The 24,462-nt window shown below is 34.9% G+C and carries 21 protein-coding genes; 20 read left to right on the top strand and 1 reads right to left on the bottom strand.

Going from position 1 to position 24,462, the window contains the following annotated elements; genetic code table 11:
* The first annotated feature begins 50 nt into the window (after window positions 1-50).
* The 4 genes from CN601_RS10550 to CN601_RS10535 all read left to right on the top strand — a co-directional run bounded on the left by CN601_RS10550 (window position 51) and on the right by CN601_RS10535 (window position 3,766).
* On the top strand, window positions 51-680 hold the full coding sequence (locus CN601_RS10550; protein ID WP_257131689.1) for a CoA transferase subunit A: 630 nt from the start codon (window positions 51-53) through the stop codon (window positions 678-680).
* 11 nt (window positions 681-691) lie between these two features.
* Window positions 692-1,339 (top strand): 3-oxoacid CoA-transferase subunit B, encoded by a 648-nt coding sequence (locus CN601_RS10545; RefSeq protein ID WP_216854231.1) that lies wholly within the window; start codon window positions 692-694, stop codon window positions 1,337-1,339.
* Between the two features lie 6 nt (window positions 1,340-1,345).
* Window positions 1,346-2,614 carry a peptidase gene (locus CN601_RS10540; protein ID WP_098171013.1) on the top strand — a complete coding sequence of 423 codons (1,269 nt, stop codon included), beginning with the start codon at window positions 1,346-1,348 and terminating at the stop codon, window positions 2,612-2,614.
* A gap of 657 nt (window positions 2,615-3,271) precedes the next feature.
* The gene (locus tag CN601_RS10535; RefSeq protein ID WP_098171012.1) at window positions 3,272-3,766 is read left to right on the top strand and encodes a HugZ family pyridoxamine 5'-phosphate oxidase; all 495 of its coding nucleotides are present in this window, start codon (window positions 3,272-3,274) and stop codon (window positions 3,764-3,766) included.
* 174 nt (window positions 3,767-3,940) lie between these two features.
* Here the strand turns inward: CN601_RS10535 and CN601_RS10530 are convergent, their stop codons facing one another.
* Window positions 3,941-4,216: a hypothetical protein gene (locus CN601_RS10530; RefSeq protein WP_098171011.1), complete on the bottom strand. Its 276-nt coding sequence runs from the start codon at window positions 4,214-4,216 to the stop codon at window positions 3,941-3,943.
* Window positions 4,217-4,497: 281 nt separating this feature from the next.
* Between CN601_RS10530 and CN601_RS10525 the strand changes: the two genes are divergently transcribed.
* The 16 genes from CN601_RS10525 to CN601_RS10450 all read left to right on the top strand — a co-directional run bounded on the left by CN601_RS10525 (window position 4,498) and on the right by CN601_RS10450 (window position 24,457).
* Window positions 4,498-5,283, top strand: coding sequence for a polysaccharide deacetylase family protein (locus CN601_RS10525; protein WP_098171010.1), 786 nt, complete (start codon window positions 4,498-4,500; stop codon window positions 5,281-5,283).
* A 729-nt stretch (window positions 5,284-6,012) separates the two neighbouring features.
* A complete protein-coding gene (locus CN601_RS10520; protein ID WP_098120882.1) occupies window positions 6,013-6,861 on the top strand; it encodes a MurR/RpiR family transcriptional regulator in 849 nt (282 codons plus the stop codon).
* 41 nt (window positions 6,862-6,902) lie between these two features.
* Window positions 6,903-7,712, top strand: a complete 810-nt coding sequence (locus CN601_RS10515) for a GNAT family N-acetyltransferase (protein WP_098171009.1) — start codon at window positions 6,903-6,905, stop codon at window positions 7,710-7,712.
* 33 nt (window positions 7,713-7,745) lie between these two features.
* Window positions 7,746-8,750 (top strand): dipeptidase, encoded by a 1,005-nt coding sequence (locus CN601_RS10510; protein WP_257131670.1) that lies wholly within the window; start codon window positions 7,746-7,748, stop codon window positions 8,748-8,750.
* Window positions 8,751-8,802: 52 nt separating this feature from the next.
* A complete protein-coding gene (gene menC / locus CN601_RS10505; protein ID WP_098171008.1) occupies window positions 8,803-9,948 on the top strand; it encodes an o-succinylbenzoate synthase in 1,146 nt (381 codons plus the stop codon).
* A 342-nt stretch (window positions 9,949-10,290) separates the two neighbouring features.
* Window positions 10,291-11,718 carry a serine hydrolase domain-containing protein gene (locus CN601_RS10500; protein WP_098171007.1) on the top strand — a complete coding sequence of 476 codons (1,428 nt, stop codon included), beginning with the start codon at window positions 10,291-10,293 and terminating at the stop codon, window positions 11,716-11,718.
* 13 nt (window positions 11,719-11,731) lie between these two features.
* A complete protein-coding gene (locus tag CN601_RS10495; protein WP_098171006.1) occupies window positions 11,732-13,378 on the top strand; it encodes an ABC transporter substrate-binding protein in 1,647 nt (548 codons plus the stop codon).
* Entirely contained in the window at window positions 13,378-14,313 is a 936-nt protein-coding gene (gene nikB / locus CN601_RS10490; RefSeq protein WP_098171005.1) for a nickel ABC transporter permease, read from the top strand. Before CN601_RS10495 ends, nikB begins: the two co-directional genes overlap by 1 nt.
* A complete protein-coding gene (locus CN601_RS10485) occupies window positions 14,313-15,212 on the top strand; it encodes an ABC transporter permease (protein ID WP_098120888.1) in 900 nt (299 codons plus the stop codon). Before nikB ends, CN601_RS10485 begins: the two co-directional genes overlap by 1 nt.
* 19 nt (window positions 15,213-15,231) lie before the next feature.
* Window positions 15,232-16,212: an ABC transporter ATP-binding protein gene (locus tag CN601_RS10480; protein WP_098121111.1), complete on the top strand. Its 981-nt coding sequence runs from the start codon at window positions 15,232-15,234 to the stop codon at window positions 16,210-16,212.
* On the top strand, window positions 16,209-17,183 hold the full coding sequence (locus CN601_RS10475) for an ABC transporter ATP-binding protein (RefSeq protein ID WP_098171004.1): 975 nt from the start codon (window positions 16,209-16,211) through the stop codon (window positions 17,181-17,183). Before CN601_RS10480 ends, CN601_RS10475 begins: the two co-directional genes overlap by 4 nt.
* Before the next feature lie 423 nt (window positions 17,184-17,606).
* A complete protein-coding gene (locus tag CN601_RS10470) occupies window positions 17,607-19,352 on the top strand; it encodes a S9 family peptidase (RefSeq protein WP_257131669.1) in 1,746 nt (581 codons plus the stop codon).
* Window positions 19,345-20,481, top strand: coding sequence for a M20 peptidase aminoacylase family protein (locus CN601_RS10465; protein WP_098171002.1), 1,137 nt, complete (start codon window positions 19,345-19,347; stop codon window positions 20,479-20,481). Before CN601_RS10470 ends, CN601_RS10465 begins: the two co-directional genes overlap by 8 nt.
* A gap of 472 nt (window positions 20,482-20,953) precedes the next feature.
* Complete coding sequence (locus CN601_RS10460; protein WP_098120892.1) at window positions 20,954-21,433, top strand: PH domain-containing protein; 480 nt, start codon at window positions 20,954-20,956, stop codon at window positions 21,431-21,433.
* The gene (locus CN601_RS10455) at window positions 21,426-22,844 is read left to right on the top strand and encodes a PH domain-containing protein (RefSeq protein ID WP_179865514.1); all 1,419 of its coding nucleotides are present in this window, start codon (window positions 21,426-21,428) and stop codon (window positions 22,842-22,844) included. Before CN601_RS10460 ends, CN601_RS10455 begins: the two co-directional genes overlap by 8 nt.
* A 173-nt stretch (window positions 22,845-23,017) precedes the next feature.
* A complete protein-coding gene (locus tag CN601_RS10450; RefSeq protein ID WP_098171000.1) occupies window positions 23,018-24,457 on the top strand; it encodes an FAD-binding oxidoreductase in 1,440 nt (479 codons plus the stop codon).
* Window positions 24,458-24,462: the final 5 nt, after the last annotated feature.

Here is a 24,462-nt window from a genome sequence, read left to right as displayed (position 1 = left end):
TCAGAAAAATCATAAGTATTGAGGAAGCCTTACAATATTTTAAAGATGAGATGGTTTTAATGTTTGGTGGGTTTGGCGGTATTGGTAATCCACCTACATTAATACAAGGCATTTTAGAAAAGGGGTTTAAAAATCTTACTTTAATAGGTAATGATACCGGGTTTCCTGATGTTGGAATCGGACAGTTAGTGACAGCTAAACGAGTAAAAAAAATGATTACAACTCATATCGGATCAAATCCAAATGCCGGAAAGCAAATGACTGATGGTACGTTAGAAATTGAATTTAGTCCTCAAGGCACTTTTATTGAACGTATTCGGGCGGGTGGCGTTGGATTAGGCGGTGTATTAGTAGATATAGGGATTGATAGTGTCATCGATGTTGATAAACAGAGAGTGAATGTATTTGGGAAGGAATATTTAGTTGAAACACCTCTTATTTCTGATGTCTCAATTGTCTATGCGAAAAAGGCTGATCCATTTGGAAATTTAGTATTTGATAAAAGCGCTCGAAATACAAATCCATATGTAGCGATGGCTGGAAATATAACAATTGCAGAAGTTGAGGAAATTGTACCTTTAGGGACATTAGAACCTGAGGAGATTATTGTACCAGGGGCATTTGTAAATCACATCGTTCAATCGGAAGGAGTGAATTGGAAGTGGGTTTGGGAAAAATAAATCCTCGTGAAATGATGGCAAAACGAGCAGCTAAAGAAGTAAAGAATGGTATGATTGTCAATCTTGGGATTGGAATTCCTTCACTGATCCCAAATTACTTATCTGATGATTGCAATGTTATGTTTCATGCAGAAAATGGTGTATTAGGGTTAGGGCCTACTCCACAAAAAGGTGAAGAAGATGAGAATTTGTGTAATGCAGCAGGATTACCAGTTACATTAATTCCAGGCTCCAGTTATTTTGATAGTAGTATTGCTTTTGCCATTATTCGAAAAGGTTTATTAGATTTAACAGTACTTGGTGCACTAGAAGTCAGTAAAAATGGTGATTTAGCAAACTGGATTGTTCCTGGGAAAAGAGTACCTGGAATTGGTGGAGCAATGGATTTAGCCCAAAAATCAAAAAAAGTAATCGTCTTAATGAACCATACAAATAAAAATGGTGACCCGAAAATAGTTTCAGAATGTACACTTCCTCTTACATCGCCAAAATGCGTTGATTTAATCATTACAGAAATGGCTGTAATTGAAATTAAGAAAGAAAGCGGAGAGCTTTGGTTAAATGAAGTTATGTCTCCATATCTAGTCAGCGATGTAATTGAGAAAACAGGTGCCCCACTTTTTGTGAATCCAAATGTCATTGTTCACCGTTGGGAGTGATTAAAATTGGATTTAAAAACAAAAATTAATGAATATATTACTAAAAATAGAAGCAAGGCAATTGAGTTACTTCAAGATCTTGTTCGTGAAAAAAGTGTATCAGGAAACGAAGCGAGTGCCCAAACTATTGTCACAAATTATTTACAGAATCTCGGATTAGAAATTGATAAATGGGAGCCTTCGATTGATGAATTAAATAAATCATCGTATTTTATTTCGGAGAGAAGTTCATTCAAAAACAGTCCAAATATTGTAGCAACTTTAAAAGGAATAGGAAATGGTCGATCAATTATATTAAATGGACATATTGATGTTGTTCCAGAAGGAGAAATAAGTAGCTGGGATTGTCAGCCATATAGCGGTGTTATTGTGGGGAATCGATTATATGGTAGAGGGACGACTGATATGAAGGGTGGCAATGTAGCTGCACTTTTAGCAATTGAAGCAATCAAGAAATCAAAAATTCGCCTTAAAGGTGATGTTTATTTTCAAAGTGTAATAGAAGAAGAGAGTGGAGGGGCAGGAACATTAGCTGCTATATTACGTGGCTACGTTGCAGATGCTGTCCTGATTCCAGAACCGACTAAAACGAAAATATTTCCAAAACAGCAAGGCAGTATTTGGTTTCGTATAAATGTAAAAGGAAAAGTTGCACATGGTGGAACAAAATATGAAGGTGTTAGCGCGATTGAAAAAAGTATATTAGTTATAAACCATATTAATCAATTAGAAAAAGTACGCAACTTAAGATTACTAGATGACCCATTATACAAAAATGTGCCAATTCCCATTCCAATTAATATCGGAAAAATAAAAGGTGGAACTTGGCCTTCCTCCGTTTCAGATTTAGTTACACTTGAAGGAAGATTAGGAGTGTCACCAAACGAAAAAATAGAAGAAGCTAAACTTGAATTACAGAAATGGCTAAAAACATTATCTTTAATTGACGACTGGTTTACTGAGCATCCAGTTGAAGTTGAATTTTTTGGTGCAAGTTGGTTACCAGGTAGTATTGATCTACAACATCCATTTATGGAATCTCTGAAAAAATCTTTTCAGCAAGTATATAAGAAAGAGCCCGTCATTGAAGCATCGCCATGGGGAACGGACGGCGGATTATTTACACAAGTAAAACAAATACCTACGATCGTATTTGGCCCAGGAGAAACAAAAGTTGCACACTATCCAAATGAGTACATCGACTTAGATGAAATGTTTCGTTGTGCGGAAGTAATTGCCAACACATTACTTGATTGGTGTGGTGTAGTTGACTAATGAATTATTTTATTAACACTATGTATAATGCAATAATTTGTCTAAATTATTTTCTTGGAAATAAAATTGGTTTTATTAAAACTATCGCCTATTAAACAAAAGTTGTTACTATATGAAATCGTAAAAGTAATGTTACTGAACCTTGGATAGGATTCTAAGGTTCTTTTATTTTGGGCAAAAACTATGATCGTTTATCAAATGACAGAGATTAACACAATAAATGAAAGTTAATGTGCTTTGACTTTTTAGTAGAATCAGGAGATTTTAGTATGTAAATACGAGATTGATTCCAAGTAGTTTTAACACTATTAGGAAGTATGAAAGCAATAAAAGTTATAAGAAACACGAGCAATAAGAGAGTGAACATTTTTATCACCTATTCCTTAGATCGTTTATTTTACTGAAAGAATTTAGCGAACGAAATTTTATTGTTTTTTATTATAACTTAACGAACAGTAGTTGTAACTTGGGGGAATATCGGCAGTTTTTATTAGAAAATTAACTTGAAGACTCTATTTAAATAAAATTGAGTCACTGCTAATTGATTTCCGTAAATTTTTATTCTAATTTAAATTTTCGAAAAATAGTATAGTAAATGAGAATGATAATTGTTATCATTAATTTGTAACAACAATAACCATACTTAAGGAGATGCTTATGGAAAAACAATTAGAGCTTCAATTTGAAAATTTCGAGAAACTTCAGTCTCATTGCAAAACACTGATGATTAGTTCAATGGATGATAAAGGGGAGCCACATGTTAGTTATTCGCCATTTATTATTCACGAGGGAGAATTCTATATTTTCATTAGCAAAATAGCAGCACATTTTCAATACTTAGAAAATAATAAGCATGTTAGTATTATGATCATTGCAGATGAGGCAACTTCACCAATTTTATTTGCTAGAGAGCGAATTCGTTATAAATGTACTCCTGAGTTCGTAGGAAATGTGGACAAAGAACATATCTTCGAAAAATTCGTAGAGAATCACGGGGAACAGATGATAAAAGTTTTAAGAGGCATTGACTTGTCGTTATTTAAGCTTACACCAATAGAAGGACGCTATATCGCTGGATTCGGGCAAGCTTTTGATATTAACCCAATTGAAGGAACTTTTATTCAAATAGACCCTTCGAAAATGAACCATTAATCGAATAGCCCGTTATGAACTTAAAGTAACGGGCTTTTGTATACTATAAGAATTTGAATATCGTTTTTTACCTTATTTTGACAGCTATTTTTAAATATTGGCTCTGTTATATTTAAATGTTGATTTTTAAACAAAAGAAAAAGACCACATTTATATGGTCTAACGTTCCGTTTTTTAATTTTTAATCCAAGTTAGCATACGTAGGATCAGAAAAGGTTCAAACCAAGTAATCAATAAAAATAGGATAAAAAACGATGATACTGCAAAAAATTTAGAGTTACCTCTTTCTCTTTTGGAAATTGCTATAAAGCTACAGATCGCCCCAAATAATAACAATAAAAAACCAATTAAAGCAATAAGTTCGTTGAAGCCTGGAACCACATAAATTATTCCAAACAAAAACAATCCAATGATTAATAATATTAGTGAAATTGTGCTGAAATTTTTCATAGTTTCACCTCTTTTACTAATAATAATTTTTTATGTTAGCTACTTAATATATTAACATATATTTCCATTTTATTGTTTTCATTGTGCAACTAATCTCGCATTTAGTAGAACAAGAAAATCAATAATCTACTTTAACAGAGAGCTAAAATAGTAGAAGATGTCTTTTGATCATGTTTAATTTAAAGAAATATCTACACATTAATGTTAAAAATACTTCAAATCATGATAGATAAAATGGAATTTGGAACACTAAGTAGTAAAAAGTAAAAGTGAGGAGTTTTATGAGAAAAATTTCTTTATTTTTTCTATGTCTATTTTTGTGCATTCAGGTGCCTGCAAAGACGAGTGCAGCAGGAAAAATTCCAATTTTAATTTATCATTCCATCGATGAATTTACAGGGCACGGGGTAAGTGCTTTGTTTGTCAAACCAGAGGATTTCGAAAAACAAATGATTTATTTACGTGATCATGGTTTTACATTATTAACTTTTGAACAATGGGGAGAGCGTAATAATGTAAAGAAGCCAATATTTATAACGATAGATGATGGATATAAAAACAACTTAAATGTATTAAAAATTTTTCAGAAATTAAAATCTGATACGTTCCAGCCTAGAGCAACTATATTTGCGATTTCTGATTATATTGGATATCCGGATCGTCTTTCTAGCACGGATTTAAAAAAGTTGTCAGATTCAGGGATGTTTTCAATTCAATCGCACACTGCAACACATCCTGATTTAAGAAAAATAACAGACTATAACCATGAGTTAAAAGATTCAAAAGATAAAATTCAAGCAATTACTGGTAAGTCAGTCATCGCTTTATCTTATCCTTATGGTAATTATAATGATAAAGTAATTGAAGAAACGAAAAAGTACTATAATTATGCAGTGGCAACCGAACCTAAATATTTTATGGAACAAGGTACAAAAAATGAAAACTACCGTTTACCTAGAATCTATATTAAGTATGATACTACTTTGGATGAATTTGCTAAACTTGTAGAAGGACAAGCTAAAGTGATCTTTAATTTTAGAGAAGTTGAGCCTATTTATGAAAACTGAAAGATATGTCTTAAGGGGCATATAGTACACTTTAATAATAGTTCTAATAATAGTTCTAATAATAGTGTTAAATGAGGCCGTCCTAAAAGTCAGCGTTACTGACAAATAGGTGGCCTTTATTTAATTTCGAGATGTAATGTTGATCTCAATCTGTCTTGGAGCAAAGTGGGGGTATCTAAGCGGCGTTTTTCAATTAGTGTTGATTTTATCATCTCCATTTGTATATATTTAGTAGATTTCTTCAGCTTTTTAGTTGTTTTAGAAAGAGTTAGTGCAAATATTTTGATTTTCTATCTTTGTACATCTACTTTTGAACAATTATTCAGGCTAGATACCCTAACCGGTATGGGTAATATCCTATCTAATATGGGATTCTAGGGAATTTAATTGCAGTTTCGTTGATTTTAATTGCAGTTTCAGTGATTTTATTTGCAGATTCTTAATTTTTATTTGCACTTCGGCCTTTATTTGCAGTTTCAGATTTCATATTTGCAGATTTCACAGTGTTATTTGCACTTGGACTTTTATTTCAATCACTCTTCTTAACAATATAATAAGACACCACCATTTATTGTTTAAGAAAAGGGTCTTACTAAATTGAATTTTAGATCTATAAAAATGGAACTAAAATATTTTTAGAAAATTTAGAATTTAAGCTTGAATAAAAGAATAAACTTCAATATAATAAAAAAAAAGGATATCCTTCATAATTTGGATAGGAGAATTGCAATGGAAGAATTAAAGCAAAAAGTTCAAGATGAATTCGATAATTTTTCGAAGGGGTTAAAAAAGGTCGCAAAATATTTCCTTGCAAATCCGGAAGACTTCGCAATGGATTCAGGTGTTCAAGTTGGTCAGAAGATTAATGTAAGTGAAACAACCGTTATTCGATTTTGTCATGCTCTAGGTTATAGCGGTTTTAGCGCATTACAAAAAGATATTCAGACTCGACTGTTAAATCGTAAAAGCACGTTGGTTGAATACCATTCCATGAAAAATAAGATGGACATGGATCGAGATTTTTCTAAGAAAATGATGCATAAGGATGCAGAATTAATATTGCAAACTGCTGAAGGACTAAACGAAGAAGAGTTTAATTTGGCAGTAGAACGATTAAGTCAATCTGAAAAGATACTTGTTTCTGGTACCCGTTCTTCTCATGCAATGGCACATTGGTTTTCGTTTGCACTTGAACTAATCCGAGGGAATGTTAGGATGTTTCGACCAGATACGGATGATATTGTATTACGCATTGGTGAAATGAATGAAAATAGTACGTTTGTGGCGTTTTCTTTCCATCGCTACGCATTAGAAACAATTAATATGGCTAGAGAGGCGAAATTACGAGGTGCGTTTGTGATTAGTTTTACCGATTCCGAGGTTGCACCGATTCGTGAGTATACTGATGTATTATTTACTGTACAGCTACCGATCAAGTCAACACTGGATGTTAGTCCGGCAGTTTTTTCTCTTATGAATTCCTTACTTGGGGGAGTTGTCGTAAAAAATTCTGATCAGTTTATGAAGCGTACAAAGGCATATGAGAATTTTCATTTGCACCATTTCTTTGGGGAATAAAAGCTTTTCCTCTTATTTTTATAAAGAAAGTGGGTATAGGAATGTTTCAAATTAAACGATTGGAGGATATTGGTGAAATAGAATCCATTCAACAAATTGAAAAAGAAGTGTGGAATATGTCACCAATACCAATTCATCAAACGTACACAGCATCTCATAATGGTGGGTTGATTTTAGGAGCTTTTCACGAAAATCAATTAATAGGGTTTCAATATAGCTTTCCGGGGTATATGGACGGGAAATCCTATTTATGCTCACATATGTTAGGGGTTTTGCCTACTTATCAAAAAAGTGGGTTGGGTAAAAAGTTGAAAGAGGCACAGCGGGATTATGCTCTAGAAATGGGCTATTCTTTAATCGTTTGGACATTTGATCCATTAGAGAGTGTTAATGCCTATTTAAACCTACATAAGTTAAAGGGCATTGGTGCTACATATATCGAAAATCATTATGGCGAGATGACTGATTCGTTAAATAAAGGATTGCCTACTGATCGTTTTTTAGTAGAGTGGTGGATTCGTAGCGATCATGTATGTAAAGTACCAAGCTTGGTGGACATACAAAGTCTCAAACCATTAGTAGAAACAAAGCTTGATAACTTTGGGTTTCCGACAATTACCAAGGAATATGAAATCAATTTAACGGAAGATATTTTGGCCGTGCCGATACCTGAGCATATTCAACAAATAAAAAATAAAATGCCTGAGCTTGCGAAAGAATGGCGGTATAAAACAAGAAATTGGTTCCAAACCTTGTGTGAAAATGGCTTCGCTGCTAGTGATGTTATTCGAAATCCAGAAGGAAGAGTAAGTTACTATATTTTTGAAAAACGTAGAAATTTATCTCTTTAAGCTTCCAAACTCTTTATAGGAGGAGAGATTTTCGTGGTTAATTTTCAAAATAGTGCATTAACGATTGATGGACACTTTGATATTTTAATGGATGTCCAGATCCAACGGGAAAAAGGAAGAAAGAAAGTAATTGAAACAGATTATTACCCTAGGTTTGTAAAGGGTGGCATTAATGTCATTATCGCTGCCATCTTTATAGACAGTGCATTTTTGCCAGAAATGGCTCTTCGCAAAGCACTAAGCCAAGTAAGTGCGCTTTATGAAGAAGTACAGGAGTCTCCTGAAAAATTAATGATTTGTTATAACGGAGCCGACATGGATCTTGCGAAGAAACAAGGAAAGATTGGTTTCTTACTTTCCATTGAAGGAGCAGAACCGTTAGGAACAGATCTTAGTTTATTACGAGTTTTCTATGAATTAGGCGTTCGTAATCTAGGATTAGTTTGGAGCAGGAGAAATGCAGTAGGGGATGGGAGTTTCTTTCAACCGGTTCCTGAAGGACAAAAGGGGGGGATATCAAGCTTCGGAGTTAAGGTGATTAAAGAGGCAGAAAGACTTGGTATTTCTATTGATGTTTCTCACTTAAATGATGAAGGCTTCTGGGATGTCATTGAAATTTGTGAAACGCCAGTTATTGCGTCTCATTCCAACGCACGCTCCATTTGTTCAACAATGAGAAATCTGACCGATGAACAAATGATGGCAATTGCTTCCACAAATGGTGTAATAGGGATTAATGCTGCTAGTATGCTAGTTTCGGATGACGATTCTAAAGGCAACATTGTGCAGCTCGCCAATCACTTAGATCATCTTGTGGATGTAGCAGGTATTGAACATGTTGGAATAGGGCTAGACCTTTGTAATGACTTTATGAAATATCTATCACCAGATGATTTAGCAAGTTTGCCAAGAGTACCCTTTGATGTGATAGATGGACATGACAAGTTACCTCTTTTTATCGAAGAGTTAATGAATCGTGGGTATAAGGATGGAGAAATATTAGCGATATTAGGAGGTAATTTTAGAAGAATTTATTAAATAAAGTGGAAGGTTTTTACAAAAACAGTTCACTTTCATAGGAGGTTTTAGAATGACTAATAGTCCAATTACAATTCGGCAAATTACGTTGCACCGATTAAACATGAAGTTAAATGCTCCTTTCACTACAAGCTTTGGTACCTTTGAAGATAAAGAGTTTTATATTATTGAAGTAGAGGATGAGTTCGGGAACGTTGGTTTTGGAGAATCTGTAGCCTTTTCTAGTCCTTGGTACAGTGAGGAAACGGTTAAAACGAATAAACATATTATGGAAGATTTTCTCATTCCATTATTGTTTGAGGCTCCAATTCATCACCCAGATGAAGTGTCTGAACGTTTTCAAGCAATCAGAAAAAATAACATGGCAAAGGCTGGACTAGAAGGAGCAGTTTGGGATCTTTATGCTAAAAGACAAAAATTACCTCTCTATAAAGCACTTGGTGGAAATAAAGACCAAATCGATGTTGGAATTAGTATCGGTCTTCAACCAACAGTAAAAGGACTTCTTCAACTGGTGGATTCTCATGTCGAGGCTGGTTACAAACGAATAAAATTAAAAATTAAACCTGGGTCTGATTATGAAATGTTAAAAGAAGTAAGAAGAGAATTTCCAACCATTTCAATGATGGCTGATGCAAATTCTGCTTATACTTTAGCAGATATAGAGATGTTAAAAAAACTCGATGAATTTAGTTTAACGATGATTGAACAGCCGTTAAGTCATGATGATATTATTGACCATGCCAAATTGCAGCAACAGCTAGTGACGCCTATTTGTTTGGATGAAAGTATTCATTCACTAGAAGATGCTAGAAAAGCAATTGAGTTAGGTAGCTGTCGAATTATTAATATTAAAATTGGCCGTGTTGGCGGACTAACTGAGGCAAAAAAAATACACGATTATTGTTTAATGAAAGGTATACCTGTTTGGTGTGGAGGTATGCTTGAAGCGGGTATTGGTCGTGCTCATAATATCGCCTTAACGACATTAGAACAGTTTATTTTACCAGGGGATACTGCGGCATCAGCAAGTTACTGGGAACGAGATATTATTGATCCTGAAGTAACTGTAGACCATGGAGTTATTCATTTACCACAGAAATATGGTATTGGCTATGACATAAATCGAGAGGCATTAGATTACTATTGCGTCGAAAAAAATGTATTCCTAGAATCCAATTACAATGTGAAAACTTAAAATTTCGAAAAGTCAGAAAATATAATTGACTAGAAATTCTAAGAGATTATATAATAGGTCAAAAGGAAATACTTTATAATTTATAAAAATGAAGTGTTTGCTTTTTTATAGTAATACTTAATGGTTTAATCAAGCTAAAAATACAACTAATCATCTTATCAAATAACCTACTAATCATCTAATCGACTAACCTCAAAAAAATCTTACTTTAGTACAAGTAACGTTCCTACCCATTCATTCAAGAATCGATCACCAAAAAGAAAGTAACTTAAACTCTAGTAGTCACACCTAAAGTTAATTAATTTTAGGTTTAATAAAAAAATATTAAGGGAGAGTGCTGTAATGGGACACAATGTATTGAAAAAAGTAAAAGAGTTTGAAGGGTATTGTAATGAAATCGTAGAGAAGTATCAAATTCCTGGGTATATGATTGGTTTAGCAAAAAATGGTGAACTTTTCTATGAAAGCGGTTTCGGTTTCCGTGATAAAGAAAATGAGTTACTTTTATCCTCTGACACAGTACTTGGAATTGGCTCAGTCACTAAATCTTTTACTTGTGTAGCCATTCTCCAATTACAAGAGGCAGGGAAATTATCTGTTCAAGATCCTATTATTAAATATTTACCTGAGTTTAAGACAAGCAATGATGAATATACAAAGCTGATGACGATCCATCATTTTATGACACATTCAGCAGGGCTTCCACCAATTCCAAGTCTATATGGTGCTATGAGTAAAACGTTAGCGTTAGATCCAAAATTTGATGATGGCAAAGAGGAAGAAAAGTCTCCTGAAATTCCATACATTGCTACATACGAGGAATTAATGGAATCAATCGCTAAGGGTGAATATGCTCTTCTTGGTGCTCCTGGTACTGAGTTTAGTTATTCTAATGATTGTTATGCCCTGCTTGGAGCTGTTGTAGAAAGAGTCAGCGGCATTACTTATGAGCAGTACATGAAGGATTATATTTTAGAGCCAGCTGGCATGAAAAATAGTGTCTTCCATCTTCATGAATTGGATGGGCATGAAGATATTTCTAACTTATATGCTTCTAGAAAAGTAGATGAAGAGACTGTTGTGTTTGAGTCAAATAATCCATGGGATGCACCATCGATGCGTGCAGCAGGATTCTTAAAATCAACAGTAAACGATATGCTGAAATATGCAGAAATCTTCCGAAATGAAGGCAAAGTAGGAGATGCTCAAATTTTAACACCTGAGAGTGTTGAAGCTATGACTACTCCTTATATCCAATGCGGATATACTGAATTCTATGGCTACGGAGTAATGATTCATCCAGATTTCTATGGATATAAACTTGTTGAACATGGTGGTTCTATTAAAGGGGTATCAGCTCAACTGAATATTATTCCTGAGTTAGGCTTAACTGGTTTTTCTAATGCTAATTTAATAGGTGTTCCTTCTAAGAAACTTTTAAATAGTGCCTTTGCAGATTATTTGGAACAACCAATAAGATCTTCAAACATAAACTTAGCGGAAATACATTTAAATGTAGAACAGTTACAAGAATATGTAGGGAAATATGTTTCAGGTGAGGGCGGTAAGGTTGAGTTTTCAATCAATGATGAAGGAAAACTTTGCGCTCAAATGGAAGGGATGGTAGACTCGCTCGTTAAACCGATTGAGGAAGATTGGTTCTTATTTGAAATGAGAGAAGATGAATATTCTATCCAATTTAAAAGAGACGAAGAAGGAAAAATTAGTCGTTGTGTATTTGGATTCAGACAATTAGTAAAAACGGAATAAGGAGGCTAGTCAATTGCGTACAAAAACTGCACGTAAAATATTCCCAAGATTCGCACTGTTATCAGTGAGCGTTCTTACTATTTTTGCAATGACTGCTTGTAATTCTACTGACCAAGCATCGACGAATAAAAAGAATAATGCGACAACTGCTTCAACTTCTCCACAAACAGGTGGAACAATTACGGTTGGGCTTTCGCAGGAACCAGATACGCTTGATATTCAAAAAACGGCAATGAGTACAGCTGATGAAATTTCAAATCGTTTAGGAAATACGCTTTTAACACTTGATCCAAAAACGAATGAAATTGCTCCTGGTCTTGCAGAAAGCTACCAGGTATCAAATGATGGTAAATCGATTACGTTTAAAATTCGTCAAGGTGTTACCTTCCATGATGGAACACCTTTAACATCCAAGTCATTTAAAGAAACATTTGACCGTATGTTAAATCCAAATACTGGTGCGCCATTAGTTAGCTTTTTAGCTGGTGTAAAATCGGTTTCGACTCCAGATGATCAAACATTAGTCGTTGATTTGGCACAACCATCGGCACCATTTTTAAATAACTTAACGACTGGGTTTTTACAACCATTATCGTTATCTTCTATCAATAAAGATGGAGCTAATTATGGAAGAAACCCTGTCGGAGTTGGTCCTTGGAAGTTTGAGAAATGGGAAACTGGACAATCTGTTACATTAGATCGAAATAATGACTATAATTGGGCTCCATCCTTCTTTGCAAATAAAGGTAAGGCTTACCCAGATAAATTAGTTTATAAATTTATTACGGATCCACAAACGATGCTTGCTGCTCTTGATAGTGGCTCGATTGATGTCCTAGTAAATGCGGCTCCAAAAGATGCTGAAAGATATCGTAAGAATGATAAGTACCAAGTCCTCGATGCTGATCAACAAGGGCTAGGATTATTCTTAGAAATGAATCTTGATAACGAATTGTTAAAGGATAAAAATGTGAGAGAAGCATTAAATATGGCTATTAACAAAGATGCCATCATTAAAGCAGCTCTTAATGGTGAAGGAACAGCGGCATATGGACCACTTTCATCTTCTATTTTTGGATATGATCCGAATGTGAAAGATTACGGCATTAAATACAATAAAGACGAGGCGATCAAATTATTAGAAAGCTCAGGCTGGAGTAAAAATAGTCAAGGTATTATGGAGAAAGACGGAAAGAAACTAGAGTTCGATCTTTCAGTCTATAGTACACAAAGTCAAGCTGCACAAATCGTTCAAGCGATGTTAAAGGATATTGGTATTACCATTAATATTAAACAAATGGAAACAGCAACTTTAATCCAAAAAGCATCAAAAGGAGAATTCGATCTGTCATTCTTAAGTTATTCGTACTCAGATCCTGACATTCTTTATATGCTATTCCATTCAAGTCAAATTGGTGGATTAAATCACATTCGAGTGAAAAATTCAGAGCTTGATGCTTTATTAGAAAAAGGTAGAACAACTACCAATGCTGATGAAAGAAAACAGGTTTATGCTGACGCTCAAAAGTTGATTGTTGAAAATGCTTACTGGGTGCCAATCTATTCTCCTAAAGTATTTTATATTGTAAATAAGAGGGTACATGATATTAAACTTCAGTCAACGAATATACTTTTAAATGATAGTTGGGTGAGTAAGTAATGACTCAATTCATTCTAAACCGGATCGTTTCAGCTATCATTGTTATCTTTGGTATCTCGATACTCTCATTTTTTCTAATACACTTGATACCTGGTGATCCAGTTAAAATAATGCTCGGTTTAAATGCTTCACCGGAACAAGTAGCAAAACTAACACACCATTTGGGGCTGGATAAGCCCCTTTTGGTTCAATATTTACAATACATTAATAATGTTTTTCACGGCGATTTTGGGACTTCCCTGAAAACCGGTAGACCAGTATTAACTGAAATCTTAGATCGTTTCCCTGAGACAATAAAGTTAGCAGCAACTGGGATGGTATTTGCTGTCATAATTGGAATCGCGTTAGGTATTTTAGCAGCAAAATATAAGGATACGATCATCGATACATTTTGTACCGGCCTAGCAACATTAGGAGTATCTATTCCTAGCTTTTGGTTAGGAATCTTATTAATTTTAGTATTTTCTGTAAAGTTAAGCTGGTTTCCGATCGCTGATGGAACTGGACTAAGATCACTCATTCTACCTGCTATTACTTTAGGCGTAGTCATGTCTACTATGATTAGTAGATTAACTAGAAATGGAATGGTGGAGGTTCTATCAAATGATTTTATTCGTACTGCACGTTCGAAAGGTCTAGAGGAACGTCATATATTATTCCGCCATGCCTTTAGAAATGTACTCATTCCAATCATTACGGTTATTGGATTACAAATAGCAGCTCTACTTGGTGGTACGGTAATTATCGAGCAAGTCTTTAATTGGCCAGGTTTAGGTACACTTTCCATTGGTGCGATTATGTCGAGGGATTTTCCGATGATTCAAGGTACTGTCTTATTTATGGGTGCTGTTTATGTTAGCGTTAATATACTAGTAGACATCGTTTACAGCATAATCGATCCACGTGTTAAATTGAATGAAAAGGGTGAAGGGTAATGGCAAAATTGAGTGAGGCATATAAACCAATTGAGGCTCCCACTCTACGTAGGACACCTAAACTTATTAAACTCACAACTTTCCATAAAATTCTTAGCTATAAGCGGGCCAAATATTGTTTGATTTTTTTACTATTCATTGTTTTAATTGGCATTTTTGCTCCAGTCATTGCACCGTATAATCCTGAGAAGCCTTTCTATGATGCTATTTTACAAGCTCCAAATAAGGAGCACATTTTTGGAACGGACTCACTAGGAAGGGATGTATTCTCAAGGCTAGTTTATGGAGTTCGCGTTACTCTAACTGTTTCCACACTGGCTTTAGGTATCACTTTAGTTGCTGGTACGTTTATCGGGTTAATTAGCGCTTATATCGGTGGGCTTGTTGATAACGTTTTAATGCGGATCATGGATGTATTGTTAGCTTTACCAAGTATTGTTTTAGCTCTTGCAATTGTAGCGATTTTAGGTCCAAGTCTTACAAACGCCATGATTGCAGTTGGAATCGCTTCAATACCGGGCTTTGCCAGATTAACTAGAGGTGCTGTATTGACGGTGAAATTTTCTGATTTCGTCGAAGCAAGTCGTTCGATCGGAAGCTCAAATAGCTGGATTTTGAGAAGACAAATTTTACCCAATATTTTTGGAGTTCTACTTGTTTATACAACATTATTTATCGGAGTTGCCATATTAGATACAGCTGGACTTAGTTTCATCGGACTCGGTGCCCAACCGCCGACGCCTGAATGGGGAACCATGCTTAGTGAAGGGAAGCAATATATTAATGACGCTTGGTGGTTAGCAACATTTCCTGGTCTAGCGATTACGGCTGTTGTGTTTTCGGTTAATTTCTTAGGTGATATTTTAAGAGATGTATTTGATCCAAAAGCATCAAGGTAACGAGAAGGAGAGGGCGATTATGTCTAATGTACTAGAAGTAAGAGGCCTTACCACAGAATTTAAAAGTAAGAATGGTTCGCTTAAGATTATAGAGAACATTGACCTTACTGTAAAAAAAGGCGAGATACTAGGAATAGTTGGGGAATCGGGCTGTGGAAAGAGTGTGACTTCTCTTTCGATTCTTCAGCTATTAGATAAAAAGGCTAAAATTTCTAGTGGAAGCGTTACGTTTAATAATAGTAACTTAGTAGATAAAACTGAAAAAGATATGAGGAAAATAAGAGGTAACGAGATATCTATGATTTTTCAGGATCCTATGACCTCTCTTAATCCTGTTTTGACGATTGGAATCCAAATAGGCGAAGTGATTCAAAAGCATCAAAAATTAACTGGATCAAATTTGAAGGAAAAGGTTGTCCATTTATTAAAATTAGTTGGAATACCACGTCCAGAAGCCATCTATCACGAATACCCACACCGTTTATCGGGAGGAATGAAGCAACGTGTAATGATTGCCATGGCTATATCTTGTAATCCATCACTTTTAATTGCTGATGAACCAACCACTGCACTTGATGTAACAATTCAAGCTCAAATATTAGCATTACTTAAATCCCTAAAAGATGACTTACAAATGTCGATCTTGCTTATTACACATGATCTTGGAGTAGTAGCAGAGATGTGTGATCGAGTAGTGGTTATGTACGCTGGACAGGTTGTGGAAACAACGGATACAAGAACACTTTTACGTAATCCTAGGCATCCTTATACAATCGGGTTGATTCAATCCACTCCGCATCAATCTAAAGGCGAGAATCGTCTTAAATCGATTCCAGGTCAAGTGCCAACTCCTGACAACTATCCAAAAGGTTGTCGTTTTGCTGACAGATGTCCAAAGGTGTTGGGAATATGCAGAACAAGCCTTCCACCACTTATCGAAGTTGATGACCAAACATCTTGCAGATGTTGGTTGTTACAACAAAAGGAGACGTTCGTATGACAGCCCCCCTCTTACAAGTGAAACAGTTAGAAAAAAAGTTTAAGGCCAATAAATCCTGGTTTAAACCTCCGCAATATGTACGTGCAGTAAATGGGGTTAGCTTGTATTTAAATCAGGAGGAGACGCTTGGGATTGTTGGTGAATCCGGTTGTGGAAAGTCAACAACTGGTAGATGTTTATTACGTCTTACCCAGCCCACGAGCGGAGAAGTAATTTTTCAAGGAACAGATTTACTTCAGCTTAGTAAAAAAGAAATGAATAAATATCGTAAGGATATTCAAATGGTATTTCAAGATCCAATGGCTTCCTTGAATCCGAAGCTGACAGTGAGAGAAATTCTTTCTGAGCCGCTAATAGCCAATCGTGTTCCAAGGAAAGAACATGATGATTTAATTAAACATACTCTTGGTTTAGTAGAACTATCTGAAAGCTATTTATCAAGATTTCCTCACGAACTTTCTGGGGGACAGCGTCAACGTATTGGAATTGCAAGAGCAATTATCATAAGACCAAAGATCGTCATTCTTGACGAACCTGTTTCGGCACTTGATGTTTCAGTTCAGTCCCAAATTCTTAATTTGCTACAAGACTTACAAGAAGAACTTGGTCTTTCTTATATCTTCATTTCACATGATTTAAGTGTAGTAGAACATATCGCTCATCGTGTTGGTGTAATGTATCTTGGGGAAATCGTGGAAATTGCAGATAAAGAAGAATTATTTAAAAAGCCGCTGCATCCATATACGCAAGCACTAATCTCTGCAATTCCAAAGACAGATCCAGACGATATTAAAGAGCGTATTATTCTTACTGGGGAGCTGCCGTCTTTAGACAACCCTCCTAGTGGATGTGCTTTTCATCAACGTTGCATTCATGCCATGGATTCCTGTAAAACTGTTAAACCTCAAATGCAAGAAGTAGAAGGAAGAAGAGTAGCTTGTCATTTATATAATGAAGAGAATAAAGGATGATGAAGGATAGTGAAGCCCAGTTAATTGGATTCACTTTCTTCATTTTGGAGGAGAGAAAATATGACTATAAGACTTACGAAACCAGAAGATATTTATCGTTTTGAATGGCCAAGTAATCCCGTGATATCACCTGATGGGAAACAAGTAATCTATGAAAAAACGAAAGCTTGTGAGAAAGAAAATGATTATAATACGCAGTTGTTCTTAGCTAATATAGAAGGAAAAACGGATCAGCAACTAACTATTAACGGAAAAAGCAACACCCAGCCTATCTGGTCGCCAAACGGAAACACCGTTGCATATCTTTCTAATCGCAGTTATGGTTCGCAAATTTGGCTATTATCGCTAGACTCTAAGCAGGAGAGATGCCTTACAAAATTTAAATATGGCATTAGCTCAATTATTTGGTCACCAAATAGAGATATGATTTATGGTTTAGTACCAGTAGCACAAAACAAAGAAGTGGAAGTGTTTAATGAAAATATAAGTGAAGCCGAAGCCATTGATGAAATCAATGCTCGAAATAAACAGTGGCACGAAGGTTCGAAACGCTACAACAGGCTTTATTACAAAAATGATGGGATTGGTCTTCAAACCCCATACACTCGCCAGCTTGTTTCAATAAATGTCAAAACAGGTGAGTTCGAACAATTAACGAATAGACCACACCATATCTCAGAACCTACTATTTCACCGGATGGGAAATATATTGCTTTTACTGCTTCAAATGATGGAGAGAGTGGTCTTTATGGTAAAAGGATCTACACTATACCAGTACATGGTGGAGAAGAAAAATTGGTGTATTCAAAAGCAAATGCACATTCGCCATCTTTTTCACCTGATGGAAAGTGGATTGCGTATTTTTCCTACTATTATAATCAAATTCAATTACAACTAATTCCAGCTGATGGAGGAGAGGTTAGACATTTAAGTAAACAATATCATGATACGCTAGGTGATATGATTTTTACTGATATGCGCTTCCTAAAAAGTCCTTTGAAACCTCAGTGGTCCAAAAATGGACAGTACGTTTTTTGCCTGGGAACTCGGGAAGGCAGGAATGAAATTGTCCGATTTGCTGTGGATGATTCAGATGGAAGAGGTCGTATAGTAATTGGTGGAGATCGGACTATTTTTCATTTTTCTTATAATGGCGACCAAACATTTGTTATAGCGTATTCGTCTTGCGAACACCCTGGAAAAATTGCTGTCGTTAATGTTAAGAATAATACGGGATATCATTATATTAAGAGAGAACCAACGGAAGAATTTTCTATTCCAGAAGAACCATCCTTATTCACAAACGAAGTACGTATAGATGACTGTAATGATGCCTACTTATCTGAGGTAAAGGTAGTCAAACCAGAAGTCTTTTCGTATCGTTCGGAGGATAAATGGCAGATTCAAGGATTTGTTCTTAAGCCAGCTAATTTTGAGGAAGGAAAAAAATACCCTGTATTATTAGATATACATGGTGGTCCCCATTCTTCGTTTGGTTATACATATTTTCACCAAATGCAACTATTCTCTGCACAAGGATTTGCGGTTGTTTACCTTAATCCACGAGGGACTTCTGGCTTTGGTGAAGATTTTACGAATGCGGTGTGTGGCGATTATGGCGGAAAGGATATGATCGACCTTTTTAACGGGTTAAACGAGGCTTTACGTCGTTTTGATTTTCTTGATAAAAACAAGGTGGCAGTCAATGGAATTAGTTACGGTGGATTTATGGTGAATTGGCTAATTACTCATACCGATCAATTTTTTGCTGCTGTATCAGAAGGTTGTATTTCAAATTGGATTTCGATGTATGGTACTAGTGATATCGCTCCGGAATTTATGGATGTAGAATTTCAAGGGAAAACGGATGTAGTATCACTTTGGAAACGTTCTCCACTTGCTTATGTGGAAAATGTGAATACACCACTTTTGCTTCTTCATAATGAGAGCGATTTAAGATGTCCGATCGAACAGGCGGAGCAGTTCTATTCACACATAAAGAGGAAGGGAGGAGAGGTGCAATTTGTTCGGATACCGAACTCAAGCCACGCACTTCTTCAAATCGGTAAACCTACGTTGCGAATTCAAAGGTTAGAAGCCATGCTAGAATTTGTAACTTCACAGTTACAAGAATCATTATCAAAAGGGAGTTTGGCTATTCATGAATGAGATTAATACGTGGGTTTCTCAGCATGACGAGTTGATAAAATCTACTTATCAGTATTTTCATAAACATGCTGAAGTTAGTTGGAAAGAATTTGAGACAACTAGGTTCTTATGTGAACAATTAGAAAAATTGAATATACCATATGAAACGTTTGAGGATATTACCGGTGTCGTTGGATACTGGGGAAATAAAGAAGAAGGACCAACAATTGGGATCAGATCTGATATGGATGCTTTGTGGCAGCTAGTGGATGGAGAATGGAAAGCAAATCATTCCTGTGGTCATGACGCTCATATGACAATGGTCCTTTATGCCATAACTTGTTTGAAGGAAATTGGATATGAACCTAAAGGATTAATAAAAATAATCTTTCAACCAGCCGAGGAAACTGGGAAAGGTGCACAAGCGATGATTGAAAGAGGGGTTCTAAATGACGTGAAACTTTTACTTGGTCTTCATGTGCGCCCTATTCAAGAATTGAAATTTGGAGAAGCGGCACCTGCTATCTATCATGGAGCTACAACTCTATTAAAAGGGACAATCAAAGGGAAACAAGCTCACGGAGCTAGACCGAATCTCGGAATAAATGTAGTTGATTCCCTTGGAGCAATCATTCAAGCAGTCAATGCGGTAAAGGTAGATCCATCTGTTTCTGCATCTGCAAAGGTAACAATGGTAACGGCTGGTGGAGATAATGTAAATATCATCCCAGATTTTGCTGAGTTCGGAATTGATGTACGAGCCGAACGAAATGAAATAATGAAAGAGTTAATCAAAGATATTGAACAAGCGGTTTTTGCAGCTGGAACGGCCAATCATGCAGAAGTTTTTATGGAAACTATTGCAGAAATGGTGGCTGCAGAAAAAAGTCAGTTGATGGAAGAGGTTGTAAAAGAGGCGATCGTGGAAGCAACCGGAATTGAAAGCTTAGCACCAGCCGTTAACACTCCTGGAGGAGAAGATTTTCATTTTTACAAAACAAATTTCCCTCATTTACAATTAACAATGGTAGGATTAGGGACAGACTTGAAGCCAGGCTTGCATCACCCGAATATGAGTTTTAATCTAGATTCACTATCAAACGGTGTTAAAATCTTAAGTACTGCATTAATCAAGATGTTGGTGTTATAAAGCAACTTAGCGACGAATCCTATTTAGTATAAAAATGGTGCTAACGTCCATTCTTATGTAGTATTACTTGAGCTAAAATAAAACGCTTTTAATGTATTTCACTTCTATTAAAGAATTTACTATGCTTGTTGAAGCATAGGCAAAGGTTATTGTTGATTTTAGAAAGTGTGTGACTGTTTAACTTGAAAGAGGATTTCTCATAGTTACTATGAGAAATCCTTTTTTTGTAGAAATATTGAACAGATTCCATAGAAAATAATAACTAGATAAAGTTTAGGCATAATGTGACATTTGATGAAATTTCACGTACCAAACTTTATCTTTTTTTAAGTACTTACTAATCAATATTGTATTTAAGTATGGGGAAAATTACCTTTTTTTAACTTTGTCGATAAATAGGAGGTTTGTGAATAGTTTGACTCATGGTATGATATAGTAAGTGATAGATTAATGAGATAGAAAAGGTGATTAAATGAGAGCAAATCCATCTCAAAGACCATCATTAAAGATGAGGTCTGTATGGAGAATTACATCACTATTAAGTAGTATCTCTCTAGTTACATTACCAATTATCTATTATTTTCTTATGAGACATTTTTCACTTCCTTACTTTATTTTAATGATCATTATCGCTGTCGTTATAGTGTTAATTCTTTTTTTAACTTTATTTTTCCCTACACTTAGATTCAAATATACCGCATATGAGATATATGAAAATGAGTTAGAAATTCAAAAAGGAATATTTGTTATTAAACGAATCGTTATTCCGATGGTCAGAGTTCAACACGTTACGACTGAGGTAGGACCAATACTACGTCGATACGGTTTATCTACAGTAAATATTTCCACGGCTGCCACCACACATGAAATTGAAGGCTTAGAACACCATGTCGCTGAAAAGCTTAGAGATAAAATTATCTACTTAGCAAGGATAAGTGATGACGATGTTTGAGCCAAAAAGACAACATCCAGCTTATATCCTTACCGTATTTTTAGAGCAAATAAAAAACGTACTAATACCACTTATTATTCTTTTAATTTCAGGTGGAAAAGGGTCAATGTTTCAATATTTGTTTGCTGGAGTTCTAATTGTTTTTCCTGTTGCATCAGCGATCATTAAATGGTATCGCTTTACTTACTATATAACTGAAGAAGGGTTTCGAATTCGTTCAGGATTATTTGTAATTGAAAATACATTTATTCAAAAAGAACGAATCCAATCTTTTTCAATCAATGCTGGTTTTATTCAACAGCTTTTTAATGTTGTGAGTGTTCGAATTGAAACAGCTGGTGGAAAAAAAGCTGAAGGTATTTTAAATGCTATACCAAAAGAAGTGGCACTTTCATTAAAGAATGAAGTCTTAAGTTCTAAAAAGAAAAAAGTAGATTCGGTTGTAGCTGAGGGAAATGGTGTACAGGCAGAATCATTTGTTGATATTAGTTTAACAATTGAAACGAGAAAACTTTTTTTAGCTGGAATCACTTCATTTGAGGTTGGACTAGCTTTTGCCGTACTAGCATCATTATTTTCACAAATCGAGGACTTGCTTCCACATAGTATATATGTATCAATATACAATCAAATCCAATCGTTTACTTATATGATGTTTTTTATTGCATTTTTAGGTAGTTTATTGCTTGCGTTAATCTTCTCCACAATAAGATACATATTAAAATTTGCAAACTTTACAGTCCAAAGAAGAGAAAATCGAATTATTATAACAAGAGGGTTATTAGAAAAAAATGAATTTACAGTATCTTTAAAACGGATTCAAGGTGTCGTTATAAAGGAAGGGATCATTCGTCAATTATTTGGTTATTCAACAGTTTATGTAGAAGCTGTTGGGATGGGGGATAAGCAGGAGCAAGGCAGGCATGTTCTTCATCCATTTATAAAAACGAAGGATGTACAATTATTCCTAAAAAACTTTCTACCTACTATTAACTATGAAGATATTGCAAATCGAGCACCAAAAAGAGCCCGAAAAACGTATTATTCTAGAATGCTGATTATTTTTCTTCTTATTGCAAGTGGGATCGTATTACTTCCATTTGTCCATTTTTGGGCATATGCAATCGTATTAATAGGCTTACTTATTGCTGAATTAGGATTTAGAAACGCCGGCTATACACTATTAGATCGTACAGTGATTGTTCAATCTGGTTACTTCTCAAGAACAACTGCGATTTTACCAAAAGAGAGAATACAAGTACTGATAGGTGAACAAAGTTTTCTGCAAAGAAGAGTAAAACTAAAAACGATTTATATAACAATCCTATCAAGTCAATTTGGTCACACTTATCAAGTAAGACATTTAGATGAAAAAGATGTAAATCGAATGATTGGATGGTTTAGTAAATAAATTGTCTTATATTATAGAGTAAGTAGTTTTTACAAGATTTTTAGTTCTGTTAAACTTTCATTGATTATTAGGAAACAGGACAATAGTGTTAAAAAAAAAGACGTGTTTACATTTTTGTAGTCACGTCTTTTTTTAACGCTTAAGTTTACTTTATCTATTTGGGGGAAAAGAACGTGAGGCAAAAAATAATAGTAGGAATACTCCTCTTAACAGTGTTTGTTACAGTTTTACATACACTATGGAATAAACCCACTCCATTAAAGCATGGAATGATTGATGATGTTGGACACCTACTTCCAACAAAAATTGATCGTGTTGTTAAAGGGAAAGAAGTAGAACAATTAAAGAAAATTGTCATTGATGCAAAAGAACAAGGCAAGACAGTTTCAATTGCAGGCGAGCGCCATAGTCAAGGAGGACATACATATTATAAAGATGGAGTTGTGATCGACTTAAAAACATTTAATAAAGTTGAAAAAGTGGATCCAGTTCATAAAACAGTAATTGTTCAAAGTGGAGCAACCTGGGGGGATATACAAAAAGCAATTAATCCTTATAATCTTGCTCTGAAGGTAACTCAGTCTCAAGAAATATTTTCTGTCGGTGGATCATTAAGTGTGAATGCACACGGACGTGATATTCGGAATCATTCATTAGCTAGTACAGTTAACTGGTTCACATTACTAACTCCAAAAGGGAAAGTAATCAAAGTAAGTCGTACTGAGAATAAAGAACTTTTTCCTTATGTATTAGGTGGTTATGGATTATTTGGAGTTATTCTAGAAGTAGAACTTCAATTAACAAATAATGAATTATATCAAGTGGAAACAAAAACGATGGAATATGATAAATATCCGGCGTATTTTAAGAAAAACGTTTTAGAAAATAAAAATGCAAGGATGCATATCGCTAGAATTTCTGTTGCGCCAGATAGTTTTTTTGACAAAGTTTATGCCATTAATTATATGGAAACATCTCGTAAAATGTCAGATTCGGATAAAGAGCTGAAGGAAGATCATTCCGCTTTTTTACCAAAGCTTGCTCTCGGTATGTCCAGAACATCGGATATTGGTAAAGATCTTTTCTGGCAACTGCAATATAGCTTTATTCATTCATTAAATGGAAGCTATGAAACTCGCAATAACGTTATGCGCTCAGAAAGCAAGTTTATGGAATTCGATGATCGTCAAGATACACAAGTTTTACAAGAGTTTTTCGTACCTGTAGATGAATTTGTTAGCTATATTGACGATGTTAGAGAATATTTAAAATATGAGCATGATTTTAATCTTTTAAATATAACGATTCGATATGTTGAAAAAGATAATGAAACAGTCATGAATTATGCAAAAGATGATATGTTTGCTTTTGTTGTTTTGATTCAACATGGAAAAGATAAAGATTCTGTTCATAAAGCTTCAGAGGTTATTCAAAAATGGACTGATCTAACAATAAAACATCGAGGATCCTATTACTTACCGTATTATCCTTATCAGACTAAGCAACAAATGCAGTCGGCATATCCAAGAACTGAAGATTTTTTTAATAAGAAGAAAGAGTTTGATCCAAATCGTGTATTTATGAATACTTTTTATGAAAATTACGGGGAGTAAATCCT

The organism is Bacillus sp. AFS017336, from assembly GCF_002555445.1.
Lineage (GTDB): Bacteria > Bacillota > Bacilli > Bacillales > Bacillaceae_G > Gottfriedia.
Note: the sequence above shows the minus strand (reverse complement) of the source record. Positions and strands in the feature narration are given on the sequence as shown.

Bases quoted from the DNA above. Each gene is read 5' to 3' on its own strand.
- CN601_RS10550 (WP_257131689.1), top strand. From the start codon at position 51: ATGGTTTTAATGTTTGGTGGGTTTGGCGGTATTGGTAATCCACCTACA.
- CN601_RS10525 (WP_098171010.1), top strand. From the start codon at position 4,498: ATGAGAAAAATTTCTTTATTTTTTCTATGTCTATTTTTGTGCATTCAG.
- CN601_RS10500 (WP_098171007.1), top strand. From the start codon at position 10,291: ATGGGACACAATGTATTGAAAAAAGTAAAAGAGTTTGAAGGGTATTGT.
- CN601_RS10475 (WP_098171004.1), top strand. From the start codon at position 16,209: ATGACAGCCCCCCTCTTACAAGTGAAACAGTTAGAAAAAAAGTTTAAG.
- nikB (WP_098171005.1), top strand. From the start codon at position 13,378: ATGACTCAATTCATTCTAAACCGGATCGTTTCAGCTATCATTGTTATC.
- CN601_RS10485 (WP_098120888.1), top strand. From the start codon at position 14,313: ATGGCAAAATTGAGTGAGGCATATAAACCAATTGAGGCTCCCACTCTA.
- CN601_RS10545 (WP_216854231.1), top strand. From the start codon at position 692: ATGATGGCAAAACGAGCAGCTAAAGAAGTAAAGAATGGTATGATTGTC.
- CN601_RS10460 (WP_098120892.1), top strand. From the start codon at position 20,954: ATGAGAGCAAATCCATCTCAAAGACCATCATTAAAGATGAGGTCTGTA.
- CN601_RS10535 (WP_098171012.1), top strand. From the start codon at position 3,272: ATGGAAAAACAATTAGAGCTTCAATTTGAAAATTTCGAGAAACTTCAG.
- CN601_RS10520 (WP_098120882.1), top strand. From the start codon at position 6,013: ATGGAAGAATTAAAGCAAAAAGTTCAAGATGAATTCGATAATTTTTCG.
- menC (WP_098171008.1), top strand. From the start codon at position 8,803: ATGACTAATAGTCCAATTACAATTCGGCAAATTACGTTGCACCGATTA.
- CN601_RS10465 (WP_098171002.1), top strand. From the start codon at position 19,345: ATGAATGAGATTAATACGTGGGTTTCTCAGCATGACGAGTTGATAAAA.
- CN601_RS10470 (WP_257131669.1), top strand. From the start codon at position 17,607: ATGATTTATGGTTTAGTACCAGTAGCACAAAACAAAGAAGTGGAAGTG.
- CN601_RS10515 (WP_098171009.1), top strand. From the start codon at position 6,903: ATGTTTCAAATTAAACGATTGGAGGATATTGGTGAAATAGAATCCATT.
- CN601_RS10530 (WP_098171011.1), bottom strand. From the start codon at position 4,216: ATGAAAAATTTCAGCACAATTTCACTAATATTATTAATCATTGGATTG.
- CN601_RS10455 (WP_179865514.1), top strand. From the start codon at position 21,426: ATGTTTGAGCCAAAAAGACAACATCCAGCTTATATCCTTACCGTATTT.
- CN601_RS10480 (WP_098121111.1), top strand. From the start codon at position 15,232: ATGTCTAATGTACTAGAAGTAAGAGGCCTTACCACAGAATTTAAAAGT.